The sequence below is a fragment of the Streptomyces sp. NPDC004327 genome (assembly GCF_042873935.1).
Classification (GTDB): domain Bacteria; phylum Actinomycetota; class Actinomycetes; order Streptomycetales; family Streptomycetaceae; genus Streptomyces.
In genome coordinates this window covers 595,416-619,444 of the sequence record NZ_JBIAME010000003.1, presented here as the reverse complement: position 1 = coordinate 619,444, position 24,029 = coordinate 595,416, and the positions used below count along the sequence as shown (strand labels likewise).

The window sequence follows — 24,029 nt, the reverse complement described above, 5'->3', positions numbered from 1 at the left end:
TACTTTTCCGCCCAGAGCTGCGCCGCGGGAGGTCGACCTCGATGAGTCCGACGAGTCCGTCCGTCGTGCTGCCCTCCCCCAAGGAGCGGCGCCGGCTGCGTGAGGCGCTCCCGCTGAGCGAGGAGCAGGTCGCCGAGGCCTTGGGCGTCACCCGCGCCACCGTCCGGGCCTGGGAGACCGGCCGCAGTTCCCCGAGGGGACGCAAGCGGGAGGCGTACGCGAAGCTGCTCGGCGTGTACGAGGAGCCCACCGCGCCCCGCACCGGGAAACCGGCCCGCCCCGCCTTCGCCGCCACCCGCCCCCGCGCGGCGGCGAAGGGCGCCGCCCGCCCGCCGAAGGCACCGGCGGTGCCGCTGACGAAGGGCCCGAAGGCCGTGCCAGGACGGGGCGAGGAGCGCCTGAAACCGGCCCCGGAGCCCGCGGCGCCGGCCGGACGGGGCGGACCGGCCGCCGCGGACCCGCGGCCGGCGGCGGCCGCGCACGGGGCCGCCGGTCCCGTACCGGCGGATCCGCGGGCACCCGGCTCCGCCGAGGAGCCGGAGGCGGCTCCCGGGCTCACGCCCGAGGGCGCGTTCGACGCGCTCTACGCGTACGCCGCGCCCGGGCTCGCGCACCAGACGTATCTGCTCACGGGGCGCCGCCGGCTCTCCCGGGAGTCCGTCGAGTACGCCTTCCTGCACGCCTGGCGGCACTGGCCCGAGGTCGCGCGCGACCGCGATCCGGTGGGCTGGGTGCGCGCGGCCGCGTACGAGTACGCGCTGTCGCCCTGGCACCGCTTCCGGCGCCGCCACCGGCACCCGGACGCGGCCCCGACCGAGGCGTCCCGGCAGGCCCTCCTCGGGGCGCTCCTGGAGCTGCCGGCGCCGTACCGCCGCACCGTCCTGCTGTACGACGGGCTCGGCCTCGACCTGCCGGAGACGGCGGCGGAGACCGAGGCGAGCACCCCGGCCGCCGGGAACCGCCTGCTGCACGCCCGGACGGCCATCGCGCGCCGGATCCCCGAGCTCGGCGAACCCGAGGTGCTGCAGCAGCGGCTCGGCGCGCTCGTCGCGGAGGCGCCGACGGCGACGCTGCCCGAGGCGCGCGCGGTGCGTACGGGCAGCGAGCTGCGGTCGCGGCGGCTGACCCGGGCCGTGGTCGGGGTGTCGGCGGCGCTGATCGCCGTCACGGCGTTCACCGCGGCCACCGCGCCGACCCGCTACATCCCGGTCAACGCGCCCGGCGAGGTCGTCGACGGCGTCCCGGTCCGCGGCGGCCCGCAGAAGCTGCGCCCGGTGGACGTGGTGATCCGCGAGCTGCTGCGCACGGCCCCGAACCCGGGCCCGGAACGCCTGATCCCCCGGGCCGAGTGAGCGGCGTGAACGCGCGAGTGGGCCCCGCCCCCGCCCGGTTTCCCGGGAGGGGCGGGGCCCACTCGTTCACGGCCTCACGGCCTCACGGCCTCACGGCTCGTGACGGCCTTGCGGCTCGTCGCGACCTGACGGCCGCGTGGCCCGTCGGGCTGCTGTGCGAGGTCAGCCCGCGAGGATCGCGCGCGCCAGCTTGGCGGTCTCGGTCGGGGTCTTGCCGACCTTGACACCGGCGGCCTCGAGGGCCTCCTTCTTCGCCTGGGCGGTGCCGGAGGAGCCGGAGACGATGGCGCCGGCGTGGCCCATGGTCTTGCCCTCGGGCGCGGTGAAGCCCGCGACGTAGCCGACGACCGGCTTGGTGACGTTGGCCTTGATGAAGTCGGCCGCACGCTCCTCGGCGTCGCCGCCGATCTCGCCGATCATGACGATCAGGTCGGTGTCCGGGTCGGCCTCGAAGGCCGCCAGGGCGTCGATGTGCGTGGTGCCGATGACCGGGTCGCCACCGATGCCGACGGCGGAGGAGAAGCCGAGGTCACGGAGCTCGTACATCATCTGGTACGTCAGCGTGCCGGACTTCGAGACCAGGCCGATGCGGCCCGGCTTGGTGATGTCGCCCGGGATGATGCCGGCGTTCGACTGGCCCGGGGTGATGAGACCGGGGCAGTTCGGGCCGATGAGGCGGGTCTTGTTGCCCTTCTCGACGGCGTACGCGTAGAACGCGGCGGAGTCGTGAACGGCGATGCCCTCGGTGATGACGACGGCGAGCGGGATCTCGGCGTCGATCGCCTCGACCACGGCGGCCTTGGCGAAGGCCGGCGGGACGAAGAGGACGGAGACGTTGGCGCCCGTCTTCTCCATCGCCTCGGCGACGGTGCCGAAGACCGGGATCTCGGTGCCGTCGAAGTCGACGGACGTGCCGGCCTTGCGCGGGTTCACGCCGCCGACGATGTTCGTGCCGTCACCCAGCATGAGCTTGGTGTGCTTCATGCCCGTGGCACCGGTCATGCCCTGGACGATGACCTTGCTGTCCTTGTTGAGGAAGATAGCCATGGCTGTTTAGTCCTCGTCCCTTACTTCGCAGCCGCGAGCTCGGCGGCCTTGTCGGCCGCGCCGTCCATGGTGTCCACGCGCTGCACCAGCGGGTGGTTGGCGTCGGACAGGATCTTGCGACCCAGCTCCGCGTTGTTGCCGTCCAGTCGCACGACCAGCGGCTTGGTGACCTCTTCGCCCTTCGAGGCGAGGAGCTCCAGGGCCTGGACGATGCCGTTGGCGACCTCGTCACAGGCGGTGATGCCACCGAAGACGTTGACGAACACGGACTTGACGTCCTTGTCGCCGAGGATGATCTCCAGGCCGTTCGCCATGACCTCGGCGGAGGCGCCGCCACCGATGTCGAGGAAGTTGGCGGGCTTCACGCCACCGTGGTTCTCACCGGCGTACGCGACGACGTCCAGGGTCGACATGACCAGGCCGGCGCCGTTGCCGATGATGCCGACCTCGCCCTCCAGCTTGACGTAGTTGAGGCCCTTGGCCTTGGCGGCAGCCTCGAGCGGGTTGGCTGCGGCCTTGTCCTCGAGCGCCTCGTGCTCCGGCTGGCGGAAGTCGGCGTTGGCGTCCAGGGACACCTTGCCGTCGAGGGCGATGACGTCGCCGGAGGCGACCTTCGCGAGCGGGTTGACCTCGACGAGGAGCGCGTCCTCGGCGACGAAGGTCTTCCACAGGGTCACGAGGACCTCGGCGACCTGCTCGGCGACCTCGGCCGGGAACTTCGCCAGGGCGACGATCTCGCGGGCCTTCTCGATGTCCACGCCGTTGTTGGCGTCCACCGGGACCTTGGCGAGCTTCTCGGGGGTCGTCGCGGCGACCTCCTCGATGTCCATGCCACCGGCGACGGAGGCCATCGCGAGGAAGGTGCGGTTGGTGCGGTCGAGGAGGTACGAGACGTAGTACTCCTCGAGGATCTCCGGAGCGGTCTCCGCGATCATCACCTTGTGGACCGTGTGGCCCTTGATGTCCATGCCCAGGATGTCCGTCGCGCGGGCGACGGCCTCGTCCGGGGTGGCGGCGAGCTTGACGCCGCCGGCCTTGCCGCGGCCGCCGACCTTCACCTGCGCCTTGACGACCGACTTGCCGCCAAGCCGCTCGGTGGCCTCGCGCGCCGCCTCAGGCGTGTCGATGACTTCACCGGCCAGCACCGGTACACCGTGCTTGGCGAAGAGGTCCCTCGCCTGGTACTCGAACAGGTCCACGCGCGTCCCTTTTCTAGATGATCGCGGTTCGTTGTCTGCGTGGGCGTGCCGCGAAGGGCAACGTGACTGCGCTGTCACTAGGGAGGCGTACACGGTGACCGTGGACGCGGCATGTCCGTCTCGCAGGTTATCCCCGTGGGACGTGCGGCCCTAAATCGCAGATCACAACCTGGCGGTGATACGGGTCACAGATCGTAGGGGCGGCGGGGCTTTCCGTAGAACCCGGGGTGGTGCCCCCGGACGCCCTCGCGGCAGGCTGGGGGCGGGGGTTGCCCGCCTCACGGCACGCCGGGCGCCGGAGCGAGGGCCGACCGGACACCACTGTGATATGGGCCTCAGTGACGGTCCACACGTCCGTCCGAGTGGTGCTCCGGCGACGGATTCCGCACCGGGCGGCCTGCGGAATCCGTACCCGCCCCGCCTGACCCGTCCCTCCTGGCGGACCGGTGCCGTCACCGCTCGGGTATCGGCAGCGGGCGCTTCTCCAGGGCGGCGGCCATGACCTCGGGGAAGAGGTCGGGGGTGCAGGCGAAGGCGGGGACGCCGAGCGCGGCGAGGGCGGCGGCGTGCTCCCGGTCGTAGGCGGGCGCGCCCTCGTCGGAGAGCGCGAGCAGCGCCACGAACCGCACGCCGGACGCCTTCATCGCGGCGACCCGCTTCAGCATCTCGTCACGGATTCCGCCTTCGTAGAGGTCGCTGATGAGGACGACGACGGTGTCGGCGGGGCGGGTGATCCTCGACTGGCAGTGGGCGAGCGCCCGGTTGATGTCCGTGCCGCCGCCGAGCCGGGTGCCGAAGAGGACGTCGACGGGGTCGTCGAGCCGGTCGGTGAGGTCGACGACGGCCGTGTCGAAGACGACCAGGCGGGTGGCGATCGACCGCATGGAGGCGAGGACGGCGCCGAAGACGGAGGCGTAGACGACGGAGGCGGCCATCGAGCCGGACTGGTCGACGCAGAGCACGACCTCCTTCCGGACCGCCCGCGAGGCCCGGCCGTGGCCGATCAGCCGCTCGGGCACGACCGTGCCGTGCTCGGGCAGGTAGTTCCCGAGGTTGGCGCGGACGGTCCGGTCCCAGTCGATGTCCCGGTGGCGCGGCCGGCTGATCCGGGCCGAGCGGTCGAGCGCGCCGGTGAGTGCGGCGCGGGTGCGGCTCGCGAGCCGCCGCTCCAGGTCGTCGACGACCTTGCGCACGACGGCCCGCGCGGTCTCCTTGGTCGTCTCCGGCATGGCCTTGTTGAGGGACAGCAGCGTGCCGACGAGGTGGACGTCCGCCTCGACGGCCCGGAGCATCTCCGGCTCCAGGAGCAGCGCGGCGAGCCCGAGCCGGTCGATCGCGTCGCGCTGCATGACCTGCACGACGCTGCTGGGGAAGTACGTGCGGATGTCGCCGAGCCAGCGCGCGACGGACGGCGCGGAGCCGCCGAGCCCGGCGGAACGCTCCGTGCCGCGCGGCCCGTCACCCGGTCCCTTGTCGTACAGCGCGGTGAGCGCGCCGTCCATCGCGGCGTCGGCGCCGGTCAGCGCGCGGCCGGTGCCGTCGGCCGGTCCGCCGCCGAGGACCAGGCGCCAGCGCCGCAGCCGCTCGTCGTCGCTCGTGGGCGTGCTCATGAGTGGACCTCCGTTCCGGGAATCATCCGAGGATCAGCTGGAGCAGGGGCAGTACGGCATCGGCGCGCTCCTCGTCGAGCGCGGCGCCGAAGCCGGGTGTCGCCACGGCCGGGCTCGCGGCCCCGCCGCGCGCCGGCCCGCGCGCCACCAGCTCGCCGAGCGCGCGCCGCACCCCGGGCTCGTACGCGCCGAACGTGCGCCGCAGCAGCGGCAGCACCCCGGTGAACGCGTCCGCCGGTACGGCGCTCAGCCACGCGTCGACCAGTCCGAGCAGCCGCTCGTCGTGCACGAGCAGCAGCCCGCCCCCGGAGCCGCCGCCCACGAAACCCTCGATCCACGCGGCGCCGTCGGCGGGCGCCGTCCCCGGCGACAGCGCGAGCCCCATCAGCCGCGCGGCCTCGTCCTCCCCGAGCCGCCCGTCGTCGAGCAGCAACCGCACGGCCCGCCCCCGCAACACCCCGGGCACCCGGTCCCGCGTGGCAAGGCGGTGCAGCGCGCCGCCCCACCGCTCGGCGAGCCCGGGAGCGGGCGGGGGCCCGGGGACCGGTGAGGGGGGCCGGGTGGTGGCGGGCGGGGCGGTGCCTGGGGCTTGGTCGGCGGGCCGGGCGGCGCCTGGGGCCTGGTCGGCGGGCCGGGCAGCGTCGGGCAGGGCCGCGGGCCGGGCGGCGCCTGGGGCCTGGTCGGCGGTGACCGGGAGCGTGGTGGGCGGGGTGAGGGGCCGACTGGGCACGGCGGCCTCCCCGGCGCCACCGGATGCTCCGGCGCCTCCCGTACGGGCTCCGGGAACCCGGCCGGTGTCGGCCGGGGCGGCGGTCGAGCCGTCCGCGGCGGATCGCTCCGGTGCTGCTGGTGGGCGGGCCGGCAGGAGGGCGATCGCCGCGTGGACGCCGTCGAGGCGGCCGCGCATCTCGGTGGCGGCGTCGGCGTCCAGGCCGGCGCAGGCGGGCGGGAGGCCGACGCAGACGCGTTCGGCGAGGCCGGCGGCGACCTCGCCGAGCGCGGTGGTGTCGGTGGCGCGCACGTCCCCGTAGCGCAGCGAGCGGGCGAGGGCGGGCAGGGCCTGGGCGAGGTGGGCGACGTCCGCGTCGAGCGCGGCGCGGTCGGCGAGGGCGCGCAGCACGGCGGGCAGGGCGTCGGTGAGCCCGGCGAGCAGGCACTGCTCGGCCAGCGCGGTGACGGCGGCCAGGTCGTCCGCCGCGGCGGCCAGCGCCTCGGCCTTGGCGGTCGCGGCGGCCTCGACCGTGGTGCCCCAGACGCCCGCCTCGGCGACCCGCACATGGAGTTCGGGCTGCCAGTACAGCCGCCAGCTCTCCCGGAAGGTGCCGGTCGAGGCACGGCCGGGGACCGGGACGCCCCAGTCGACGCCGAGGAGGCGCAGCCGGTGCAGCAGCCGGCCGCGCGCCGCGTCGGTCTCCTTGCGCAGGTCGAGGTCGAGCTCCCGCTCGTGCGCCTCCGGCTTGAGCCGCAGGGAGCGCTGGAGCCGTTCCAGGTCGCGCTGGAGCGGGACGGCGGGCGCCCCGTCCGGGACGACGCCGAGGACGTCGCCGACGACGAGCCGGTCGCGGACCAGGCCGAGCGGCACGTCGGAGCCGTCGCACATGACGGCCCGCACGGCGTCGGTGGTCTCGTCGAGCCCGGGCAGCGGCCGGCCGCGCAGCACGGCGAGCGTGTCGGCGAGCCGTACGGCCTCGATGACGTGCGCGGAGGAGACCGGCACGTCCTCGTCCCTGAGCAGTCCGGCGACCTTGGTCATCCAGCGGACGACCGGCCGGTCGGCGGCGGTGAACAGGTGCGCGTACCAGCCGGGAGCGTCGATGCCCGCCCCGTAGCCGGAGTGGCGGGCCAGCCGGCGGTGCGTCCACGGCACCCAGGTCAGCGCCGTCCGCACCTTGGGAAGCCCCTTGAGCAGGGCCCGGTCGGCGGTGAGGGTGGTCCGGCGGCGCAGGGCGGGGACGTGCCAGGCGCCGCACACGACGGCCACGTCGTCCCCGAACTCCTTGCGGGCCGCCCGGAGCCGGATCCGCATGTGCGCCTCGCGCACCAGGTCGCGGGCGTGGCCCCCGTGCCCGTGTTCCTCGCGCAGCGCGCCCATGGCCTCGGCGAGCGCCTCGAACGGGGCGAACGGGTCGGCCGTGCCGCGCAGTTCGACGACGTCCTCCCACCAGCGCTCGGCGTCGTCGTACCCGGCGGCCGCGGCCAGCTCCGCGACCGGGTCGACGCGCGGCCCCGCCGCTTCGCCGTCGCCGGCGGCGAGGGTGTGCGCGGCGGGCAGGTCGACGAAGCGGACCTCCGCGCCGTGCGCGAGCGCCCAGCGGATGGCGACCCACTCCGGCGAGAACTCGGCCATCGGCCAGAACGCGGCCCGCCCCGGGTCCTCCACGGCATGCGCGAGCAGCGCCACCGGCGGCCGCATCCCCTCCTCCGCGGCCAGCGCCACCAGTCCGTCGGCCTCCGGCGGCCCCTCCACGAGCACGGCCTTGGGCCGCCCGGCCTCCAGCGCGGCAAGCACGGCCCGGGCGGACCCGGGCCCGTGGTGCCGGACGCCGAGGAGGAGCGGACCGGGGACGGGGCGGCCAGGGGACGCCGCGGTGGCGGCCGTGACGGGCGCGGTGGCCGCCGTGACGGGCGCGGTGGCGGCAACCGCGGCCGCCGGGCCGGGCACAGGTCCGGCGGAAGCAGTCGCCGCGGTAGCGGTGAGTCCGGGCGCGACGCCGGCAGGATCCGTCGCCGCCACGGCCGTCGCCCCAGGCACAGGTCCGGCGGAAGCAGTCGCCGCGGTAGCGGTGAGTCCGGGCGCGGCTCCGCCAGGAACCGTCGGCGCCACGGCCATCGGCCCGGGCACAGGGCCGGCAGGCGCGGTCGGCGCTGTTCCGGGCGTCTCCGGCGTCTCGGCGACGTCTTCGCCGGCCGGGGCGCCGGCGCCCCGGCCACACGTCATCGAGTCCGCCGCCCGGCCGACGGCGAGCGGGCCGCTGCCCGCCGGGCGGGTCACGCGCTCACCTCGCGGCAGGCGCGGTAGAAGTCCTTCCAGCCGTCTCTCTCGCGGACCACCGTCTCCAGGTACTCCTGCCAGATCAGCCGGTCGGCCGCCGGGTCGCGGACCACCGCGCCGAGCAGCCCGGCGGCGACGTCGCCGGCCCGCAGCACGCCGTCGCCGAAGTGCGCGGCGAGCGCGAGCCCGCCCGTCACGACGGAGATCGCCTCGGCCGTCGAGAGCGTCCCGGAGGGCGACTTGAGCTTCGTCCGGCCGTCCACCGTCACGCCGTCGCGCAGCTCGCGGAAGACGGTGACGACCCGGCGGATCTCCTCGACGCCCTCCGGTACGGCCGGCAGGTCGAGCGAGCGGCCGATCTGGTCGACGCGCCGGGCCACGATGTCGATCTCGGCGTCAGGGGTGGCGGGCAGCGGCAGCACGACCGTGTTGAAGCGGCGGCGCAGCGCGCTGGACAGGTCGTTGACGCCGCGGTCGCGGTCGTTGGCGGTGGCGATGAGGTTGAAGCCGCCGACGGCCTGGACCTCCTCCCCCAGTTCGGGGATGGGCAGGGTCTTCTCGGACAGGATCGTGATGAGGGTGTCCTGGACGTCCGCGGGGATCCGGGTCAGCTCCTCGACCCGGGCGGTCATGCCCCGCGCCATGGCCCGCATGACGGGGCTGGGCACGAGCGCGGCGCGGCTGGGGCCCTTGGCGAGCAGTTCCGCGTAGTTCCAGCCGTAGCGGATGGCTTCCTCGGGCGTGCCGGCGGTGCCCTGCACGAGCAGCGTGGAGTCGCCGCTGACGGCGGCGGCCAGGTGCTCGGACACCCAGGTCTTGGCGGTGCCTGGGACGCCGAGCAGGAGCAGGGCGCGGTCGGTGGCGAGCGTGGTGACGGCGACCTCGACGGTCCGGCGCGGGCCGACGTACTTCGGTGTGATCACCGTGCCGTCGGGCAGCGTGCCGCCGAGGAGGTAGGTGGCGACGGCCCACGGCGAGAGCCGCCAGCGGGCCGGGCGGGGCCGGTCGTCGGCGGCGGCGAGCGCGGCGAGTTCATGGGCGAAGGCGTCCTCGGCGTGCGGCCGCAGGGCCAGAGCCTGCTCGGTGGCGGTGTCCGTGGCGTTTTCGGGCAGGTTCATGGGTCCCCCTCCAGATCGTTCGACCTGCTGTGCGTTCCACGGTGCACCACGCCACTGACAATCGGCCCGTGCCTGTGGACGGCACATGGAAACCGCAGGTGGGAGGCGTGCCGGGACGATTGTCAGTGGCGGCCCGTACGGTCGTTCGCATGACTGAGCAGGGGGTGCGCTGGACGTCTGATCAGGTGCTGGCACTGGCTCCTGACGACGCGTCGCGCAGAGCGGGAAGCACGCTGGGCACGCCGGGCCCGTGGTCCGGGACGGGGGCCGGGGCAGGGGTCGGCACGGGGGCCGGAACGGAGGTCGGCGCGGGGGGCGGGACCGGCGGGGAGGCCGCGGCCGGCGGTGGTACGGGCGGGGAGGCCGCGGCCGGCGGTGGGGCCGGGGCCGTCTGGGGGCTGTGCAAGGGCAGCGGGCGGACGCCGTACCGGACGGTCGTGGACCTCACGGGCCCGGCGTACGCGTGCAGTTGTCCGAGCCGGAAGTTCCCGTGCAAGCACGCGCTGGGGCTCCTGCTGCTCTGGGCCGAGGGGGAGGTCGGGGCCGCCGCCGCGCCGCCCGACTGGGCGCGGGAGTGGCTGACGGCCCGGCAGGAGCGGGTGGCGGCCGACGGCGCGGAACCGGGTCCGGCCGACCCGCAGGCGGCGCGGCGGCGCGCCGAGCGGCGGGCGGCCAGGATCACGGCGGGCGCGCGGGAGTTGGAGCAGCGGCTGGCGGATCTGCTGCGCGGCGGCCTCGCCGCGGCCGAGCAGACGGGGTACGGGCAGTGGGAGGAGACGGCGGCCCGCATGGTCGACGCGCAGGCTCCCGGACTCGCCGCCCGGGTCCGGGAGTTGGGCGCCCTGCCGGGCTCGGGTCCCGGCTGGCCGGTCCGGCTCCTGGAGGAGTGCGCGCTGGCCCATCTCCTCGCCCGGGCGTGGCTGCAAGCGGACCGCCTCCCGGCCCCGCTGGCCGCGACCGTCCGCACCCGGGTCGGTCTGACGGCCCCGCAGGACGGGCCGGTGGTGCGCGACCACTGGCTGGTGATGGCACAGTACGACTCGGCCGACTCGCGTCTGACGACTCGTCGCATCTGGCTGTACGGCAAGGAGTCGGGCCGCACGGCCCTGCTCCTCTCCTTCGGCGCGGCCGGCCGCGCCCCGCAGCTCGCCCTCCCGGTCGGCGCCGTACTCGACGCCGCGCTCCGCCCGTACGAGGGCGCCGCCGCCCTCCGCGCCGAACTGGTCGAGCAGTTCGCCTCCCCTGCCGCCTCCCCTGCCGCCGCCGCGACCCCGCCTCCTGGCGGCCCCGTCGCCGCCGCCCTCGCCGCCTACGGCCGCGCGCTGAGCGAGGACCCGTGGCTGGACGCCTGGCCGGTCACGCTGGCGGACGTCGTCCCGGCGCGCGCGGAGTACGGCTGGCAACTGGCGGACGCGGGGCCCTTCCAGGCCGGCGAGGGAGACGAGGACAGGGGCGGGGACGAGGACGGAGATGGGGTCGGGGTCGCAGAGGGCATACCCCTCACCCGCGCCGCCCAGGGCGGCCCCGGGCTCTGGCGGCTCGTCGCGCTCTCCGGCGGGGAGCCGGTGACGGTGTTCGGCGAGGTCGGGCACGAGGGGTTCAGACCGCTGGCCGCCTGGGGTCCCGCGGCACCCGGCGAGACGGTGCCGCTCGTCTGACCGCGAAACCGCGTCGGTCCACCCATCTCTCTATCTCTGGAGGAGTCCATGGACGCCTGGGAAGAGCTCGTCACCTCGGCCCTGCTGGGCACGGACCGCAGGCCGCCCGCGCGCACCGCCGGGGACGCGGCACCCGCCGCGCTGCTCGACGCCGCCGCGGTGCACACCGTACGGCGCAGGGCCGGGCTGCGGCCCGGACCGGCCGCGCGGCCACCGGAGCCGGCGCCGCCGGACGGGCGGGCGGCGCTGCCCGCGGCGGCCGGGCGCAGGCTGGGTCAGTTGCTCGCGGGCCGGGCCGCGCCCGCGCCGTCCGGGGGGCGGCGCGGGGCGGCGCCGGATCTGGCGGAGCTGCTGCCGCAGTGGCTGGCGGCGGCGAACGAGCGGGGCTACCGCGCGCCCGCCACCGCGCTGCCCGCGCTGCTCGACGCTGCCCGGGCTCGCACCGATCTGCGGCCGCAGACGCTGGCGTTCGCCGGTCCGCGGGGGCTGTGGCTGGCCCGGCTGAACCCGGAGTGGAAGTTCGCGCTGCGCGGCGCGGGCGCGGGTGGCGCGCTGCCCGACCCGGCGGACCGGGAGGCCGTCCTCGCGCTGTGGGACGAGGGCCTGTTCGCCGAGCGGGTCGCGCTGCTCTCCGCCGTACGGGCGCACGATCCGGACGGGGGCCGGGGCCTGCTCGCGTCGACGTGGGAGGCCGAGCGGGCGGAGGACCGGCTGATGTTCCTGGACTCGCTGCGCGCGGGGCTCGGCCCGGCGGACGAGGAGTTCCTGGAGGCGGCCCTGTCCGACCGCAGCCGCAACGTGCGGGCGACGGCCGCCGAGCTGCTGTCCGCGCTGCCGTCGTCGGCGCTGGCCGCGCGAATGGCCGAGCGGGCCGTGTCGTGCGTGTCCCTCGACCGTACGGAGGGGGCGGCACAGATCGTGGTGGAGGCGCCGCACGAGTGCGACGCGGGCATGCGGCACGACGGCGTGTCGGCGACGCCGCCCTCGGGGCGCGGCGAGCGCTCGTGGTGGCTGGGCCAGCTGGTGGAGGCCGCGGCGCTGCACTGCTGGCCCGCGCGGTTCGGGGGGCGGAGCCCGGAGGAGATCGTGGCCCTGCCGGTCGCCGACGACTGGCGCGGCGAGCTGCACGCCGCCTGGTGCCGGGCGGCGGTGCGGCAGCGGGACGCGGACTGGTCGCGGGCCCTGCTCGGCACGCCGGCCGCGCCGCAGACGGCCGGCCCCGGCACGTCCTCGCTCGCGGAGCGCGCCCAGCTGCTCTCGACGCTCGCGCCCGAGGAGCGGGCGTCCTGGGTGGCCTCGTTCATCGCGGCGCACGGCTTGTCGGAGGCGTTCCAGCTGCTCGGGGTGTGCGCGGTGCCGTGGTCGGAGCCGCTGGGTCGGGCGGTGGTCGACGCCCTGGACATCGCGCGGGACGCGGGCAGCTATCCGTGGAGCTTCAGCGGGGTGATGGGCCTGGCCGAGCGCTGCCTCGCACCTCGGACCGCCGGCCGCCTCGCGGCCCTGACCACGCTCCCGGCCGAAACGGAGGACGCCTCCCCCGGTGCCGGCGGCTACTGGTCGGAGGCGTTCCAGCGCCTGGTCTCCACCCTGGAACTGCGCGCCGCGATGCACGCGGAGCTGATGGAGGCGGAGACGGAGACGGAGCCGACGGCCACGTGACGCGGCGGGAGCGGGGATGCGGGGCCGTGCGGGGCACGACGCGGCGGGAGCGGGGGGTGCCGGGGGGCGTGCGGGGCACGACGCGGCGTGACACCGAGCCGGACGAACGCAACGGGGCGGCCGCCCGTACGGCGGTCGCCCGGTCACGTGACCAGGTCACGGAGCCGGGGCATGTCACCGGCTCGCGTCACCCGGTCACGTCACGGGGTGCGGAAGGACCGTCAGGCCGCCACGCGCACGTTGGCGTTGACCCACTCCACGATCGACGCGGTGGTCGCGCCCGGCGTGAAGATCTCCGCGACGCCCTTCTCCTTCAGCGGCGGGATGTCCGCGTCGGGGATGATGCCGCCGCCGAAGACCTTGATGTCCTCCGCGTCGCGCTCCTTCAGCAGCTCGATGACCTTCACGAAGAGCGTGTTGTGCGCGCCCGAGAGGATCGACAGGCCGATGGCGTCGGCGTCCTCCTGGATCGCGGTGTCGACGATCTGCTCGGGCGTCTGGTGCAGGCCCGTGTAGATGACCTCCATACCGGCGTCGCGCAGCGCCCGCGCGATCACCTTGGCCCCGCGATCGTGGCCGTCGAGACCCGGCTTGGCGACCACCACGCGGATCGGACCGGTCACACCCATCACTGCCTCCACATGCGACCCCCGCGCCTGATTGCCGGGGAGGTGAACGAACGTTATCGCCAGCATCCCGCACCTGGCCGTTTCGCGGTGGCCGGGGAGGGGGAAATCACACGTGGGACGTTTGATCGCCCCCGGAGGAGCCGCCACGGAGCCGCCGTACGCCCGCGCCGTCAGCCGCACGGCACGGGAGGTGCGGCGGCCCGCCGCACCGTACGGAGGTCGGCGATGGAGCCCACCCCCACCCCGTCACCCACCGATCCGCCGGCCTCGGGCGAGTCCGACGGCGAGCGATCGGCCGACACGTACTCCGCCGACGAGCACTCCGCCGGCGCGCTCGCCGACCGGATGAAGGCCGCCGCCCTGGAGCTCGCGGTCCTCGCCGGCCATCTGGTCCTCTACCCCTCCGGCCTGATCACGGAACGCCGCCGCCCGGCCACCGCCGCGACGGCCGCCGCGAGCGGCCCGCGCCCGGTGATCCTGCTGCACGGCTTCGTGGACAACCGCTCCGTCTTCGTCCTGCTGCGCCGCGCCCTCGCCCGCGACGGACGGAGCCGTGACCGGGTCGATTCGCTCAACTACTCCCCGCTCACCGACGACCTGCGCACCGCCGCCGAGCTGCTCGCCCGCCGGGTGGAGGAGCTGCTGGAGCGCACCGGGCACACCGAGGCCGATCTGGTGGGCCACAGCCTGGGCGGCCTCATCGCCCGTTATTACGTACAGCGCCTGGGCGGTGACGCGCGGGTGCGCACGCTCGTCATGCTCGGCACCCCGCACTCCGGCACCACGTTCGTGCCGCTGGCCGACGCGCATCCGCTGGTGCGCCAGATGCGGCCGGGCTCGGAGGTGCTGCGCGAGCTGGCGGGTCCGGCGCCGGGCTGCCGTACGCGGTTCGTGAGCTTCTGGAGCGATCTGGACGAGGTGATGGTCCCGGTGCAGACGGCCCGGCTCGACCACCCGGACCTCCTCGTGGAGAACGTGCGGGTCAGCGGTGTCGGGCACCTCGCGCTGCCGGTCCATCCGGCGGTGGCGGCCGGCATCCTGCGGGCGCTCTCCGACGGCGGTCCGGCGGCCGGCGCGCAAAACGGGGACGGAGACGGCCGCGGACACGGCCCGCACGCCGGCCCCGGAGCCGCTTCCGTCGCCTGACGGGCCGCCAGAAGCTGCCGTTCCGGTCGCCGTTCCGGTTGCCGTTCTTCGAACGTTCTTCGAACACAGGGCCAAGGCTGTCTCCGCTACCCCCCGAAACGCGGCCGATTGCCCGTTTCCCCGTGGCTCGAAACCCTCCGAAGATTGTCCGCCCCGTGTACCGCCGGGTACAGTCACGCCACTGCTTGACCCCCCGCTCCACCCAGCTCCACCCCCTGCTGTCGAGGCGAGAGAGAAGTTGGTGAACGACCAGCACCCCCACGCCGGGTACGACACGGACGCCACCCGGACCACGGGCAGCTACACGGTCGACCCCCTGTTCGGCACCTACGCCGAAACCGGTTACGACGCAGGTCAGAGCGGTCACACGCAGTACGCGCAGTACGACTACGGCCACACCGGCCAGTGGGACGCGAACGCCTACGGCTCGTACACCGCGACCGCCCAGTGGGACGCCACCGCCTGGACCGGGGCCCAGCCCCAGCAGTCCGTCGAGTACGGGCAGTGGACGACGCCGGGCTACGACACCGGGGCCTACGACGCCGCCGCCTGGAACCAGGTCCCGGCCGAGCCGCTCGTACCGCAGCAGTACACCCCCGAGCCCGCCGCCGAGTACGCCTACGACCCGGCCGCGTACCAGGGCCCGTACGACGAGCAGTACCAGGAGTCGTACCAGGAGCAGTACCAGGAGTCGTACGAGCAGCAGCCGCAGGCCCCGGAGGCGGAGGCCGAGCCGGAGCACGCGCCCGACGCCTTCCACGACGCCGAGACCATGATCGCCCTGGAGCTCGACCCGGACCTCCTCGGCGCCGGGTACGCCGAGGACGAGACCGCGTACGACGGCGAGCACGACGACGCCGGCCTCGCCACCGCGCCCGCTCCGGCCGCCGACGTCGCCCACGGCGAACTCCCGGCCCGCTCCGTGCGCCGCTCCGGCGGCGGCAGCCGCGGCCGGCGCCGTACGCCCGCCAAGCGCTCCGCGCTCCTGACCGTCGCCGTCCCCTCCGCCTGCGTGATGGGCGTGGCCGGCATCGCCGCCGCCTCGGTCGGCGGCCTCACCGACAGCGGCGGCGACACCAAGGACGACACGACGTCCATGGCCGCCGCCGACCCGGCCTCCGTCAAGCAGGTCGCCGCCAACAGCAAGCTGGACACCCAGCTCGCCGCGCTCAGCGCCGACGCCCGCGACTTCGGCGACCGTGCCAGCCGCACCCAGGAGCGCATCGACCTGAAGCTGCGCCAGGAAGCGGAGCGCAAGAAGCGCGAGGAGGAGGCCGCACGCAAGGAGGCGCTGCGGCCCAAGTACCTCCTCCCGGTGAAGCTGCACCAGCTCAGCGCCCGCTTCGGCCAGGCCGGCGTCAACTGGATGTCGCTGCACACGGGCATCGACTTCCCCGTGCAGTACGGCACGCCCGTGATGTCCGCGACCGACGGCACCGTCCGCACCCAGTGGAACAGCGCCTACGGCAACATGGCGATCGTGACCTCCCCGGACGGCACCGAGACCTGGTACTGCCACCTCAGCAGCACCAAGATCCGCTCCGGTCAGGTCAAGGCCGGCGACGTCATCGCGTACTCCGGCAACTCCGGCAACTCCACCGGCCCGCACCTCCACTTCGAGGTCCGGCCGAACGGCGGCGCGGCGATCGACCCGCTGCCCTGGCTGCTCAGCCACGGCCTCGACCCGCTGAGCTGACCCGTCACGCGCACACGAGAGGGCCCCGACCGCCGAAGCGGCCGGGGCCCTCTCGCACAACGGCCGTGGCTACAGCTTCTCGACCGGCGCGTACCGCAGCAGCAGCCGCTTCGGCTTCTCGTCGCCGAAGTCGATCGTGGCCTGCGCGTCCGCGCCCGCGCCCTGCACGGCCATGACCGTGCCCAGGCCGAACTGGTCGTGGGTGACCCGGTCGCCGACCTGGAGCGAGATCACCGGCTTGTCGCTGGTGCGGCGGGTGGCGAAGCCGGAGGGGCCGGAGCGGGAGCGCGAGGACGACAACGAGGAGGTGATCCCCGAGGTCGGCCCGGCGGGCTTGGCCATCGGGCCGGTCCGCTTCCACTCCAGATACGCGGGCGGGATCTCCTCCAGGAAGCGCGAGGCCGGGTTGTACGAGGGCTGGCCCCAGGCGCTGCGCATCGCGGAGCGGGTCAGGTAGAGCCGCTCGCGGGCGCGGGTGATGCCCACGTACGCCAGGCGGCGCTCCTCCTCCAGCTCCTTGGTCTGGCCGAGCGCGCGCATGTGCGGGAAGACGCCGTCCTCCATGCCGGTGAGGAAGACCACCGGGAACTCCAGGCCCTTGGCGGTGTGCAGGGTCATCAGCGTGATGACGCCCGCGCCCTCCTCGTCCTCGTCGGGGATCTGGTCGGAGTCGGCGACGAGCGCGACCTGCTCCAGGAACTCCGGGAGGGTGCCGCCCTCTTCGCCGCGCTCCTGCTCGAACTCCAGGGCCACGGCGGCGAGTTCCTGGAGGTTCTCGATGCGGGTCTCGTCCTGCGGGTCGGTGGACGCCTGCAGCTCGGCGAGATAGCCGGTCCGTTCGAGCACGGCCTCCAGGACCACGGCGGGTCCGGCGCCCGAGTCGACGATGGTGCGCAGCTCCTCCATGAGCGTGTTGAAGCGCTTGACGGCGTTGGCGGAGCGGGCCGCCATGCCGTACGCCTCGTCGACGCGCTTGAGTGCCTGCGGGAAGGTGATCCGCTCGCGCAGTGCGAGGGCGTCGATCATCGCCTCGGCGCGCTCGCCGATGCCGCGCTTGGGCACGTTGAGGATGCGGCGCAGCGGCACGTTGTCCTCGGGGTTGGCGAGGACGCGCAGATAGGCGAGGACGTCCCGGACCTCCTTGCGCTCGTAGAAGCGCACGCCGCCGACGACCTTGTAGGGCAGGCCGACGCGGATGAAGATCTCTTCGAAGACGCGGGACTGGGCGTTGGTGCGGTAGAACACGGCGACGTCGCCGGCCTTGGCGTCGCCGGCGTCGGTGAGCCGGTCGATCTCGTCGGCGACGAACTGGGCCTCGTCGTGCTCGGTGTCGGCGACGTACCCGGTGATCTGCGCGCCGGCGCCCGCGTTGGTCCACAGGTTCTTGGGGCGGCGGGACTCGTTGCGCTCGATGACGGCGTTGGCGGCGGACAGGATCGTCTGCGTGGAGCGGTAGTTCTGCTCCAGGAGGATCGTGGTCGCGTCCGGGTAGTCCTCCTCGAACTGGAGGATGTTGCGGATGGTCGCGCCGCGGAAGGCGTAGATGGACTGGTCGGCGTCGCCGACGACGCACAGCTCGGCCGGCTCCAGGTCCTCGTACCCCTCGCCGACCAGCTCGCGGACGAGCGTGTACTGGGCGTGGTTGGTGTCCTGGTACTCGTCGACGAGGACGTGGCGGAAGCGGCGGCGGTAGTGCTCGGCGACGTCCGGGAACGCCTGGAGCAGGTGGACCGTCGTCATGATGATGTCGTCGAAGTCCAGCGCGTTGGCCTCGCGCAGCCGCGCCTGGTACATCCGGTAGGCCTGGGCGAGCGTCTTCTCGAAGCCGTCGGCGGCCTGGTCGGCGAAGCTCTCCTCGTCGATCAGCTCGTTCTTCAGGTTGGAGATCTTGGCGCTGAAGGACTTCGGCGGGAACTTCTTCGGGTCGAGGTCCAGGTCGCGGCAGACCAGCGCCATCAGGCGCTTGGAGTCGGCGGCGTCGTAGATCGAGAAGGAGGACGTGAAGCCGAGCTTCTTCGACTCGCGGCGCAGGATGCGGACGCACGCGCTGTGGAAGGTGGACACCCACATGGCGTTGGCGCGCGGGCCGACGAGCTGCTCGACGCGCTCCTTCATCTCGCCGGCGGCCTTGTTGGTGAAGGTGATCGCCAGTATCTGGCCGGGGTGGACGTGCCGGGTGGCCAGCAGGTGGGCGATGCGGTGGGTCAGCACCCGGGTCTTGCCGGAGCCGGCGCCGGCCACGATGAGCAGGGGCGAGCCGATGTGGACGACGGCGGCGCGCTGCTGCTCGTTCAGCCCGTCGAGGAGCGCGGCGGGGTCCACGACGGGGCGGTGGGCGCCGTCGCGGTAGTACGGGTCCCGGTCGGCCGGGGGCGCGTCGAAGTGGTCCCCGAAGAGGTCGTGCGGGACCTCCTCCGCGGCCGGGGCGCCGTGGTGGTCGTCCTCGGGCAGGGGCGGGGGCTCCTCCGCGTGGTTCTGGAGGCTCGCCAGGAAGCTGTCGTCAAAGAGGCTGTTGCTCATCGCCTATCGAGTCTAGGGCGCCCCACTGACACCCGGTCCCCGTCGCGCGAAGTGAGACCGCGAACACGGCGGTGAACGTGATGAACGTGACCGCGGATTCACGGAGGGCGATGATCCGCTTCAGGTCACGAAAACGTATCGGACATATGGCGCACCGGCCTTCCCACCCGTCCCACGGCTCGCTAGCGTGCTCGCCCAAGCGGCCCGTCCCCTACCCCTCGCTTCCGTCGGCGAACCGCGCCGAGCGGGCGGCCCACGCCGAACCCCCACCCTCACCGGTCGGCGTCCACGGAAGGAGATGCCGCCTTGGCATCCCATCGCAAGCCGCGCAGCACCCGCCCCCACGCCACCGCCGTCGGTGTCACGACGGCCGCGCTCGCCTCGGTCACCCTGCTGCCCGCGCAGGGCGCCGAGGCCGCGCCCGCGGCGCCGAAGCCGTCGGTCGAGGAGATCCAGAAGAAGGTCGACCGGCTGTACCGGGAGGCCGGGGTGGCGACCCAGCAGTACGACCGGGCCAAGGAGGCCACCGACCGCCAGCGGCGCAAGGTGGGCCGGATCCTCGACGACGTGGCCCGCCGCACGGAACAGATCAACGTCTCGCGCCGGGCCCTCGGCTCGTACGCGGCGGCCCAGTACCGCGCCGGCGCCGTCGGCCCGACGGCCACCCTGATCTTCGCGGACAGCCCGCAGGACTACTTCGAGCAGCGGCACCTGATGGACCGGCTCTCCGAGCGGCAGGGCACGGCCGTCGAGGAGTACGAGTCACAGCGCGCGGCGGCGGCGAAGGAGCGCACCGAGGCGACCCGCAGCCTGGCCGGGCTGACCGCCTCGCAGCAGGCGCTGCGCACGAGCAAGCGGACCGTGCAGGACAAGCTCGCCGAGGCGCGCGCCCTGCTGGCGAAGCTGACGGCCGAGGAGAAGGCCCGGCTCGCGGAGCTGGAGCGCGAGCGGGAGGCGGCGGCCCGCTTGGAGGCGGAGGAGCGGGCGAAGGCGGAGGCCGCCGCGGCCGCCCGCAAGCGCGAGCAGCAGAACGCCACACCCGCCCCCACCCCGGCCCCGACGACGTCTCCCACCACGCCGCCGCCGTCCTCCGGCGGCTCCTCGTACGCGGCCAAGGCCGCCGACGCGCTGGCCTTCGCGCGCGCCCAGATCGGCAAGCCGTACGTCTGGGGCGCGACCGGCCCGAGCTCGTACGACTGCTCCGGCCTCACCCAGGCCGCCTGGCGGGCCGCCGGGGTGACGCTGCCGCGGACCACCTGGGACCAGGTGAAGGTGGGCACCCGGGTCGCCACCGCCGATCTGCTCCCCGGCGATCTCGTCTTCTTCTACGACGACATCAGCCACGTCGGGATCTACATCGGCGGCGGCAAGATGATCCACGCGCCGAAGCCGGGCGCGTACGTGCGCGAGGAGTCGATCTACTACATGCCGATCTACGGTTCGGTGCGCCCGGCCTGAGGGACCGCGCCGGCGGCGGTCAGACCCAGAGGGTGGCGATGAAGATGTTCGCCATGGTCAGGCCGCCGACGGCGCCGAAGAGGGCCTTGTCGACCCGCTCCTCGTCGCGCTTGACGTAGACCAGCCCGAGGACGACGACCAGGATCGCCATCTTTATGCCGATCTTGATGTTGTTCAGGGTGTGGCCCTCGGCCTGGTGGATGCCGACCAGGACGGCGCCGGTGACCAGCATGGTCAGGGCGCCGTGCAGCATCCCCGGGGTGAAGCGGGCCGTACCGGCACCCATCGCCTTCATCTGGGCGAGGAATCCGCCGAGCAGCGCGCCGATTCCGATGATGTGCAGGGCGACGAAGACATTGATGAGTACGTCCATGGGGCGGAGCCTAACGGGGCCCATAGCACCGCCTTCGGGGCGGGTCCAGGTTGTCCGGGGCTTCGGTCAGGCGGCTGCCCGATGCGCTGTCCGACCTCACGCCGGCCGAAGGAAAGCGGTCCCGGAACGTCATCTGGCGCCAATAGCGGTCAACTCCCGCTCGCGGTCGACGGCCAGGTTTAGCGTCCTCACCCAGGTGACCGGCTCCCCACCTCCGCCGCTTCCGGCGGTTGTCGGCCACCCCCGCCGAGAAAACCGGCGGCGGCCCGTCTCCCCTGTGCGGACCGCCGCCGGCCCCGGCGGGCAGCGTCCCCCACAGGGAGAGGATGTGACCGCCCTCGTGGCAGCGCACCGCAAGCCCAAGCACTCCTCCTTCGGTGGCCAGGCGGTCCGCACCGCCGCCACCCTGGCCCTCGCCTCCGCGGCCACCGCGACCGTCTTCGAGGGCTCCGGGCACGCAGCGCCCCGTCCCACCCCCGCACAGGTCAAGGCAGACGTCGACCGGCTGTACGAGGAGGCCGAGGCCGCCACCGAGAAGTACAACGGCGCGAAGGAGCAGGCCGACCAGGCACGGGCCGCCTTCGACCGGCTGCGCGACGAGGCCGCCCGCCGCACCGAGCGGCTGAACCGCTCCCGCGACTCCCTGGGCGCCGTCGCCGCCGCCCAGTACCGCTCCGGCGGCCTCGACCCGGCGATCCAGCTCGCCCTCACCTCGAACCCGGACCAGTACCTGGAGCGGGCCGCGCTCGCCGAGAAGGCCGGCGACCGCCAGGCCGCGGCCATCGCCGCCGTACGGCGTGAGCTCGCCGCCGTGCACCAGCTGCGCGCCCGCTCGGCGGACCGGCTGCGGGAGCTGAAGGCCCACGAGGCCGAGCTGCGCACGCAGAAGGCGGCCGTACGGACCAAGCTGGACGCCGCCCGTGCCCTGCTCGCCCGGCTCACCGCCGAGGAACGCGCCCGGTACGAGGCCGCCGTGGCCGCCGGAAGCCATGACGCGGCGGGCGCGTCCGCCTCCGGCCCGGCGGGCGGCGCGGCCGCGGACCGGGCCGACCGGGCCTCGGCCGACCGCGGGCCGCTCACGGCGCCGACCGGCCGGGCCGCCGCGGCCATCGCCTTCGCCGAGGCCCAGCTCGGCAAGCCCTACGTGTGGGGCGCGACCGGCCCCTCCGCCTACGACTGCTCGGGGCTCACCCAGGCCGCCTGGCGGGCGGCCGGCGTCTCGCTGCCGCGCACCACCTACACCCAGATCAACGCCGGCACCCGGGTCTCCCGCTCCGAACTGGCCCCGGGCGACCTGGTCTTCTTCTACTCCGGCATCAGCCACGTCGGGCTCTACATCGGCGGCGGCCGCATGATCCACGCCCCCCGGCCGGGCGCCCCGGTCCGGATCGCCCCGATCGACGAGATGCCCTTCGCGGGCGCCACCCGCGTCGGCTGACCCGGGCCCGGGGCGGCTGGCGCGGGCCGGGCGCTCTGGACCGGCTGGCGCGGACCCGGCGCCCGGGCCGGTTCTCGCGGGCCTCAGACCAGACGGCGGGCGGCCGCCCAGCGGGTCAGCTCGTGCCGGTTGGAGAGCTGGAGCTTGCGCAGCACCGCCGAGACATGGGACTCGACCGTCTTCACGGAGATGAAGAGCTGCTTGGCGATCTCCTTGTACGCGTACCCCCGGGCGATCAGCCGGAGCACCTCGCGCTCGCGCTGGGTGAGCCGGTCCAGGTCCTCGTCCACCGGCGGCGCGTCCGTCGAGGCGAAGGCGTCGAGGACGAAGCCGGCCAGGCGCGGGGAGAAGACCGCGTCGCCCTCCTGGACCCGGAAGACCGAGTCGACCAGGTCGGTGCCGGTGATCGTCTTGGTGACATAGCCGCGGGCGCCGCCGCGGATGACCCCGATGACGTCCTCGGCGGCGTCGGAGACCGACAGGGCGAGGAAGCGGACCGGGTTCTCGGCGGCCGTCATCAGGCTCGCGCAGCGGCGGAGCACCTCGACCCCGCCGCCGCCCGGCAGGTGCACGTCGAGGAGGACGACCTCGGGGCGGGTGGCCGTGATGACCGTGACCGCCTGGTCCACGTCGGCGGCCTCGCCGACCACCTCGACGCCCGTCACGTCGGTCCGGCCGATCTCGGCCTGCACTCCGGTGCGGAACATGCGGTGGTCGTCGACGAGCACCACCCGCACCCGGCGCTCCGGGTCCCGCCCCGCCGTCTCCGTGCCGTTCCCGTCGCTCATCCGTCCGCCCTCTCCATCTCCAGCTCCACTTCGGTGCCCCCGCCCGGCACGGATCTCAGCCGTGCCGATCCGCCGTTGCGCTGCATCCGGCCGATGATCGATTCTCGTACGCCCATCCGGTCGTCCGGCACCGCGTCCAGGTCGAAGCCGGGCCCGCGGTCCCTGACGGAGACGAAGACCGTCCGGCCCTCCACCTCCGCGTAGACCTGCACCGGCCCGCCCTCGCCACCGTACTTGGCGGCGTTGACCATCGCCTCGCGCGCGGCCTGCATCTGCGCGGCGAGTTTCTCGTCGAGCGGGCAGTCGCCGACGACCACGACCTCCAGCGGGACACCGTGCTTGTCCTCGACCTCGGCCGCGGCCCGCTTGACCGCCTCGGCGAGGGTCGTCGGCTCCTCCTCCTTGCCCGTGCCCTCCGGCTTGTACAGCCAGTTCCGCAGCTCCCGCTCCTGGGCGCGGGCGAGCCGGCGGACCTCGCCGGCGTCGTCGGCGTTGCGCTGGATCAGGGTCAGGGTGTGCAGGACCGAGTCGTGGACGTGGGCCGCGACCTCGGCGCGCTCCTGGGCGCGGATGCGCAGGGTGCGCTCCTCGCTGAGGTCCTGCGACATGCGCACCAGCCAGGGCCCGGCGAGCAGGGCTATGCCGGTGAGCACGGCGACCGCGGCGGTGAGCGCCGTGCCGAGCTCGGTGACGGAGCCGCGCAGGACGAGGAAGACGGCGAGGCCGGTGCCGACGAGGGCGACGCCGACGAGGCCGCGGGCGAGCTGGAAGGCGTGCCGGCGCCGGTCGGGGTCGGTCCAGCTGGCCCGGCGGGCGTTGTCCGCCTGCCGCCAGACGAGGACGACGCCGACGCCGATGAGGAGGGTCGGCCAGATGTAGCGGCCGGCCTCCTGGTCGATCTTGACGCTGCCGAGGAGCGCGGAGACGCCGAGCCCCAGCACGATGAGCGCGAGCACCTGGCCCTTGTCGGGCTTGCGCAGGCGCCTGCGGCCCTCGGGCGTGGTCTCGAACATGGGGCGCGGGGCGGCGCGGCCGCCGACGCCGAGCGGGACGACGATCCAGAACACCGCGTACAGCAGCGCGCCGAGGCCGTGCGTGAAGCCGAGGGCCACGAAGAAGGCCCGGACCCAGACCACGGGCAGGCCGAGGTGTCCGGCGAGACCGCGGGCGACACCGCCGAGCCACCGCCCGTCGGCGCTCCGGTAGAGCTTGCGGACGGGTGGTTCGTCGAGGTCGGCGACGCGAGCGGCTGCGGACATGCACTGATCGTCACACGTCCGGCGGCCCCCGGACATCAGGGTCGGCCCGGATATCGACCCTGGAAACGTCTCAGGGTGCCCGCGGCG

17 protein-coding genes are annotated in these 24,029 nt (G+C 74.5%); 7 read left to right on the top strand and 10 right to left on the bottom strand.

Features of this window, described 5'->3' with window-relative positions:
• The first annotated feature begins 41 nt into the window (after positions 1-41).
• On the top strand, positions 42-1,352 hold the full coding sequence (locus ACFYU9_RS13390; protein WP_389204717.1) for a sigma factor-like helix-turn-helix DNA-binding protein: 1,311 nt from the start codon (positions 42-44) through the stop codon (positions 1,350-1,352).
• Positions 1,353-1,514: 162 nt separating this feature from the next.
• Here the strand turns inward: ACFYU9_RS13390 and sucD are convergent, their stop codons facing one another.
• The 5 genes from sucD to ACFYU9_RS13365 all read right to left on the bottom strand — a co-directional run bounded on the left by sucD (position 1,515) and on the right by ACFYU9_RS13365 (position 9,318).
• The gene (gene sucD / locus ACFYU9_RS13385; RefSeq protein ID WP_384677300.1) at positions 1,515-2,399 is read right to left on the bottom strand and encodes a succinate--CoA ligase subunit alpha; all 885 of its coding nucleotides are present in this window, start codon (positions 2,397-2,399) and stop codon (positions 1,515-1,517) included.
• A gap of 20 nt (positions 2,400-2,419) precedes the next feature.
• Positions 2,420-3,598 (bottom strand): ADP-forming succinate--CoA ligase subunit beta, encoded by a 1,179-nt coding sequence (sucC, locus tag ACFYU9_RS13380; RefSeq protein WP_389204718.1) that lies wholly within the window; start codon positions 3,596-3,598, stop codon positions 2,420-2,422.
• 452 nt (positions 3,599-4,050) lie between these two features.
• Positions 4,051-5,208, bottom strand: coding sequence for a VWA domain-containing protein (locus ACFYU9_RS13375; protein WP_389204719.1), 1,158 nt, complete (start codon positions 5,206-5,208; stop codon positions 4,051-4,053).
• A 22-nt stretch (positions 5,209-5,230) separates the two neighbouring features.
• Positions 5,231-8,038 (bottom strand): DUF5682 family protein, encoded by a 2,808-nt coding sequence (locus ACFYU9_RS13370; protein WP_389344772.1) that lies wholly within the window; start codon positions 8,036-8,038, stop codon positions 5,231-5,233.
• 158 nt (positions 8,039-8,196) lie between these two features.
• Positions 8,197-9,318 (bottom strand): AAA family ATPase, encoded by a 1,122-nt coding sequence (locus ACFYU9_RS13365; protein WP_389344611.1) that lies wholly within the window; start codon positions 9,316-9,318, stop codon positions 8,197-8,199.
• Positions 9,319-9,467: 149 nt separating this feature from the next.
• Here ACFYU9_RS13365 and ACFYU9_RS13360 point away from each other — a divergent pair, with 149 nt between their 5' ends.
• The gene (locus ACFYU9_RS13360) at positions 9,468-10,976 is read left to right on the top strand and encodes an SWIM zinc finger family protein (RefSeq protein WP_389344609.1); all 1,509 of its coding nucleotides are present in this window, start codon (positions 9,468-9,470) and stop codon (positions 10,974-10,976) included.
• Positions 10,977-11,024: 48 nt separating this feature from the next.
• On the top strand, positions 11,025-12,635 hold the full coding sequence (locus tag ACFYU9_RS13355) for a DUF5691 domain-containing protein (RefSeq protein ID WP_389344607.1): 1,611 nt from the start codon (positions 11,025-11,027) through the stop codon (positions 12,633-12,635).
• Positions 12,636-12,856: 221 nt separating this feature from the next.
• Here the strand turns inward: ACFYU9_RS13355 and ACFYU9_RS13350 are convergent, their stop codons facing one another.
• Positions 12,857-13,264 (bottom strand): cobalamin B12-binding domain-containing protein, encoded by a 408-nt coding sequence (locus ACFYU9_RS13350; RefSeq protein WP_389204725.1) that lies wholly within the window; start codon positions 13,262-13,264, stop codon positions 12,857-12,859.
• A gap of 345 nt (positions 13,265-13,609) precedes the next feature.
• On the opposite strand from ACFYU9_RS13350, the gene ACFYU9_RS13345 reads away from it, so the two are divergent.
• Together ACFYU9_RS13345 and ACFYU9_RS13340 are read left to right on the top strand one after the other, a co-directional pair.
• The gene (locus ACFYU9_RS13345; RefSeq protein ID WP_389344770.1) at positions 13,610-14,410 is read left to right on the top strand and encodes an esterase/lipase family protein; all 801 of its coding nucleotides are present in this window, start codon (positions 13,610-13,612) and stop codon (positions 14,408-14,410) included.
• 241 nt (positions 14,411-14,651) lie between these two features.
• Entirely contained in the window at positions 14,652-16,106 is a 1,455-nt protein-coding gene (locus tag ACFYU9_RS13340; RefSeq protein ID WP_389344605.1) for a peptidoglycan DD-metalloendopeptidase family protein, read from the top strand.
• A 69-nt stretch (positions 16,107-16,175) separates the two neighbouring features.
• Here the strand turns inward: ACFYU9_RS13340 and pcrA are convergent, their stop codons facing one another.
• The gene (pcrA, locus tag ACFYU9_RS13335; RefSeq protein ID WP_389204727.1) at positions 16,176-18,626 is read right to left on the bottom strand and encodes a DNA helicase PcrA; all 2,451 of its coding nucleotides are present in this window, start codon (positions 18,624-18,626) and stop codon (positions 16,176-16,178) included.
• A gap of 306 nt (positions 18,627-18,932) precedes the next feature.
• On the opposite strand from pcrA, the gene ACFYU9_RS13330 reads away from it, so the two are divergent.
• Positions 18,933-20,084, top strand: a complete 1,152-nt coding sequence (locus tag ACFYU9_RS13330; protein WP_389344603.1) for an NlpC/P60 family protein — start codon at positions 18,933-18,935, stop codon at positions 20,082-20,084.
• A gap of 19 nt (positions 20,085-20,103) precedes the next feature.
• Here the strand turns inward: ACFYU9_RS13330 and ACFYU9_RS13325 are convergent, their stop codons facing one another.
• Positions 20,104-20,457, bottom strand: a complete 354-nt coding sequence (locus ACFYU9_RS13325) for a hypothetical protein (protein WP_389204729.1) — start codon at positions 20,455-20,457, stop codon at positions 20,104-20,106.
• Positions 20,458-20,797: 340 nt separating this feature from the next.
• Between ACFYU9_RS13325 and ACFYU9_RS13320 the strand changes: the two genes are divergently transcribed.
• A complete protein-coding gene (locus tag ACFYU9_RS13320) occupies positions 20,798-21,895 on the top strand; it encodes an NlpC/P60 family protein (RefSeq protein WP_389344768.1) in 1,098 nt (365 codons plus the stop codon).
• 83 nt (positions 21,896-21,978) lie between these two features.
• Here the strand turns inward: ACFYU9_RS13320 and ACFYU9_RS13315 are convergent, their stop codons facing one another.
• Complete coding sequence (locus ACFYU9_RS13315; protein WP_389204730.1) at positions 21,979-22,683, bottom strand: LuxR C-terminal-related transcriptional regulator; 705 nt, start codon at positions 22,681-22,683, stop codon at positions 21,979-21,981.
• Positions 22,680-23,942, bottom strand: coding sequence for a PspC domain-containing protein (locus ACFYU9_RS13310; RefSeq protein ID WP_389344601.1), 1,263 nt, complete (start codon positions 23,940-23,942; stop codon positions 22,680-22,682). The genes ACFYU9_RS13315 and ACFYU9_RS13310 overlap by 4 nt, the downstream gene beginning before the upstream one ends.
• Between the last annotated feature and the right edge of the window lie 87 nt (positions 23,943-24,029).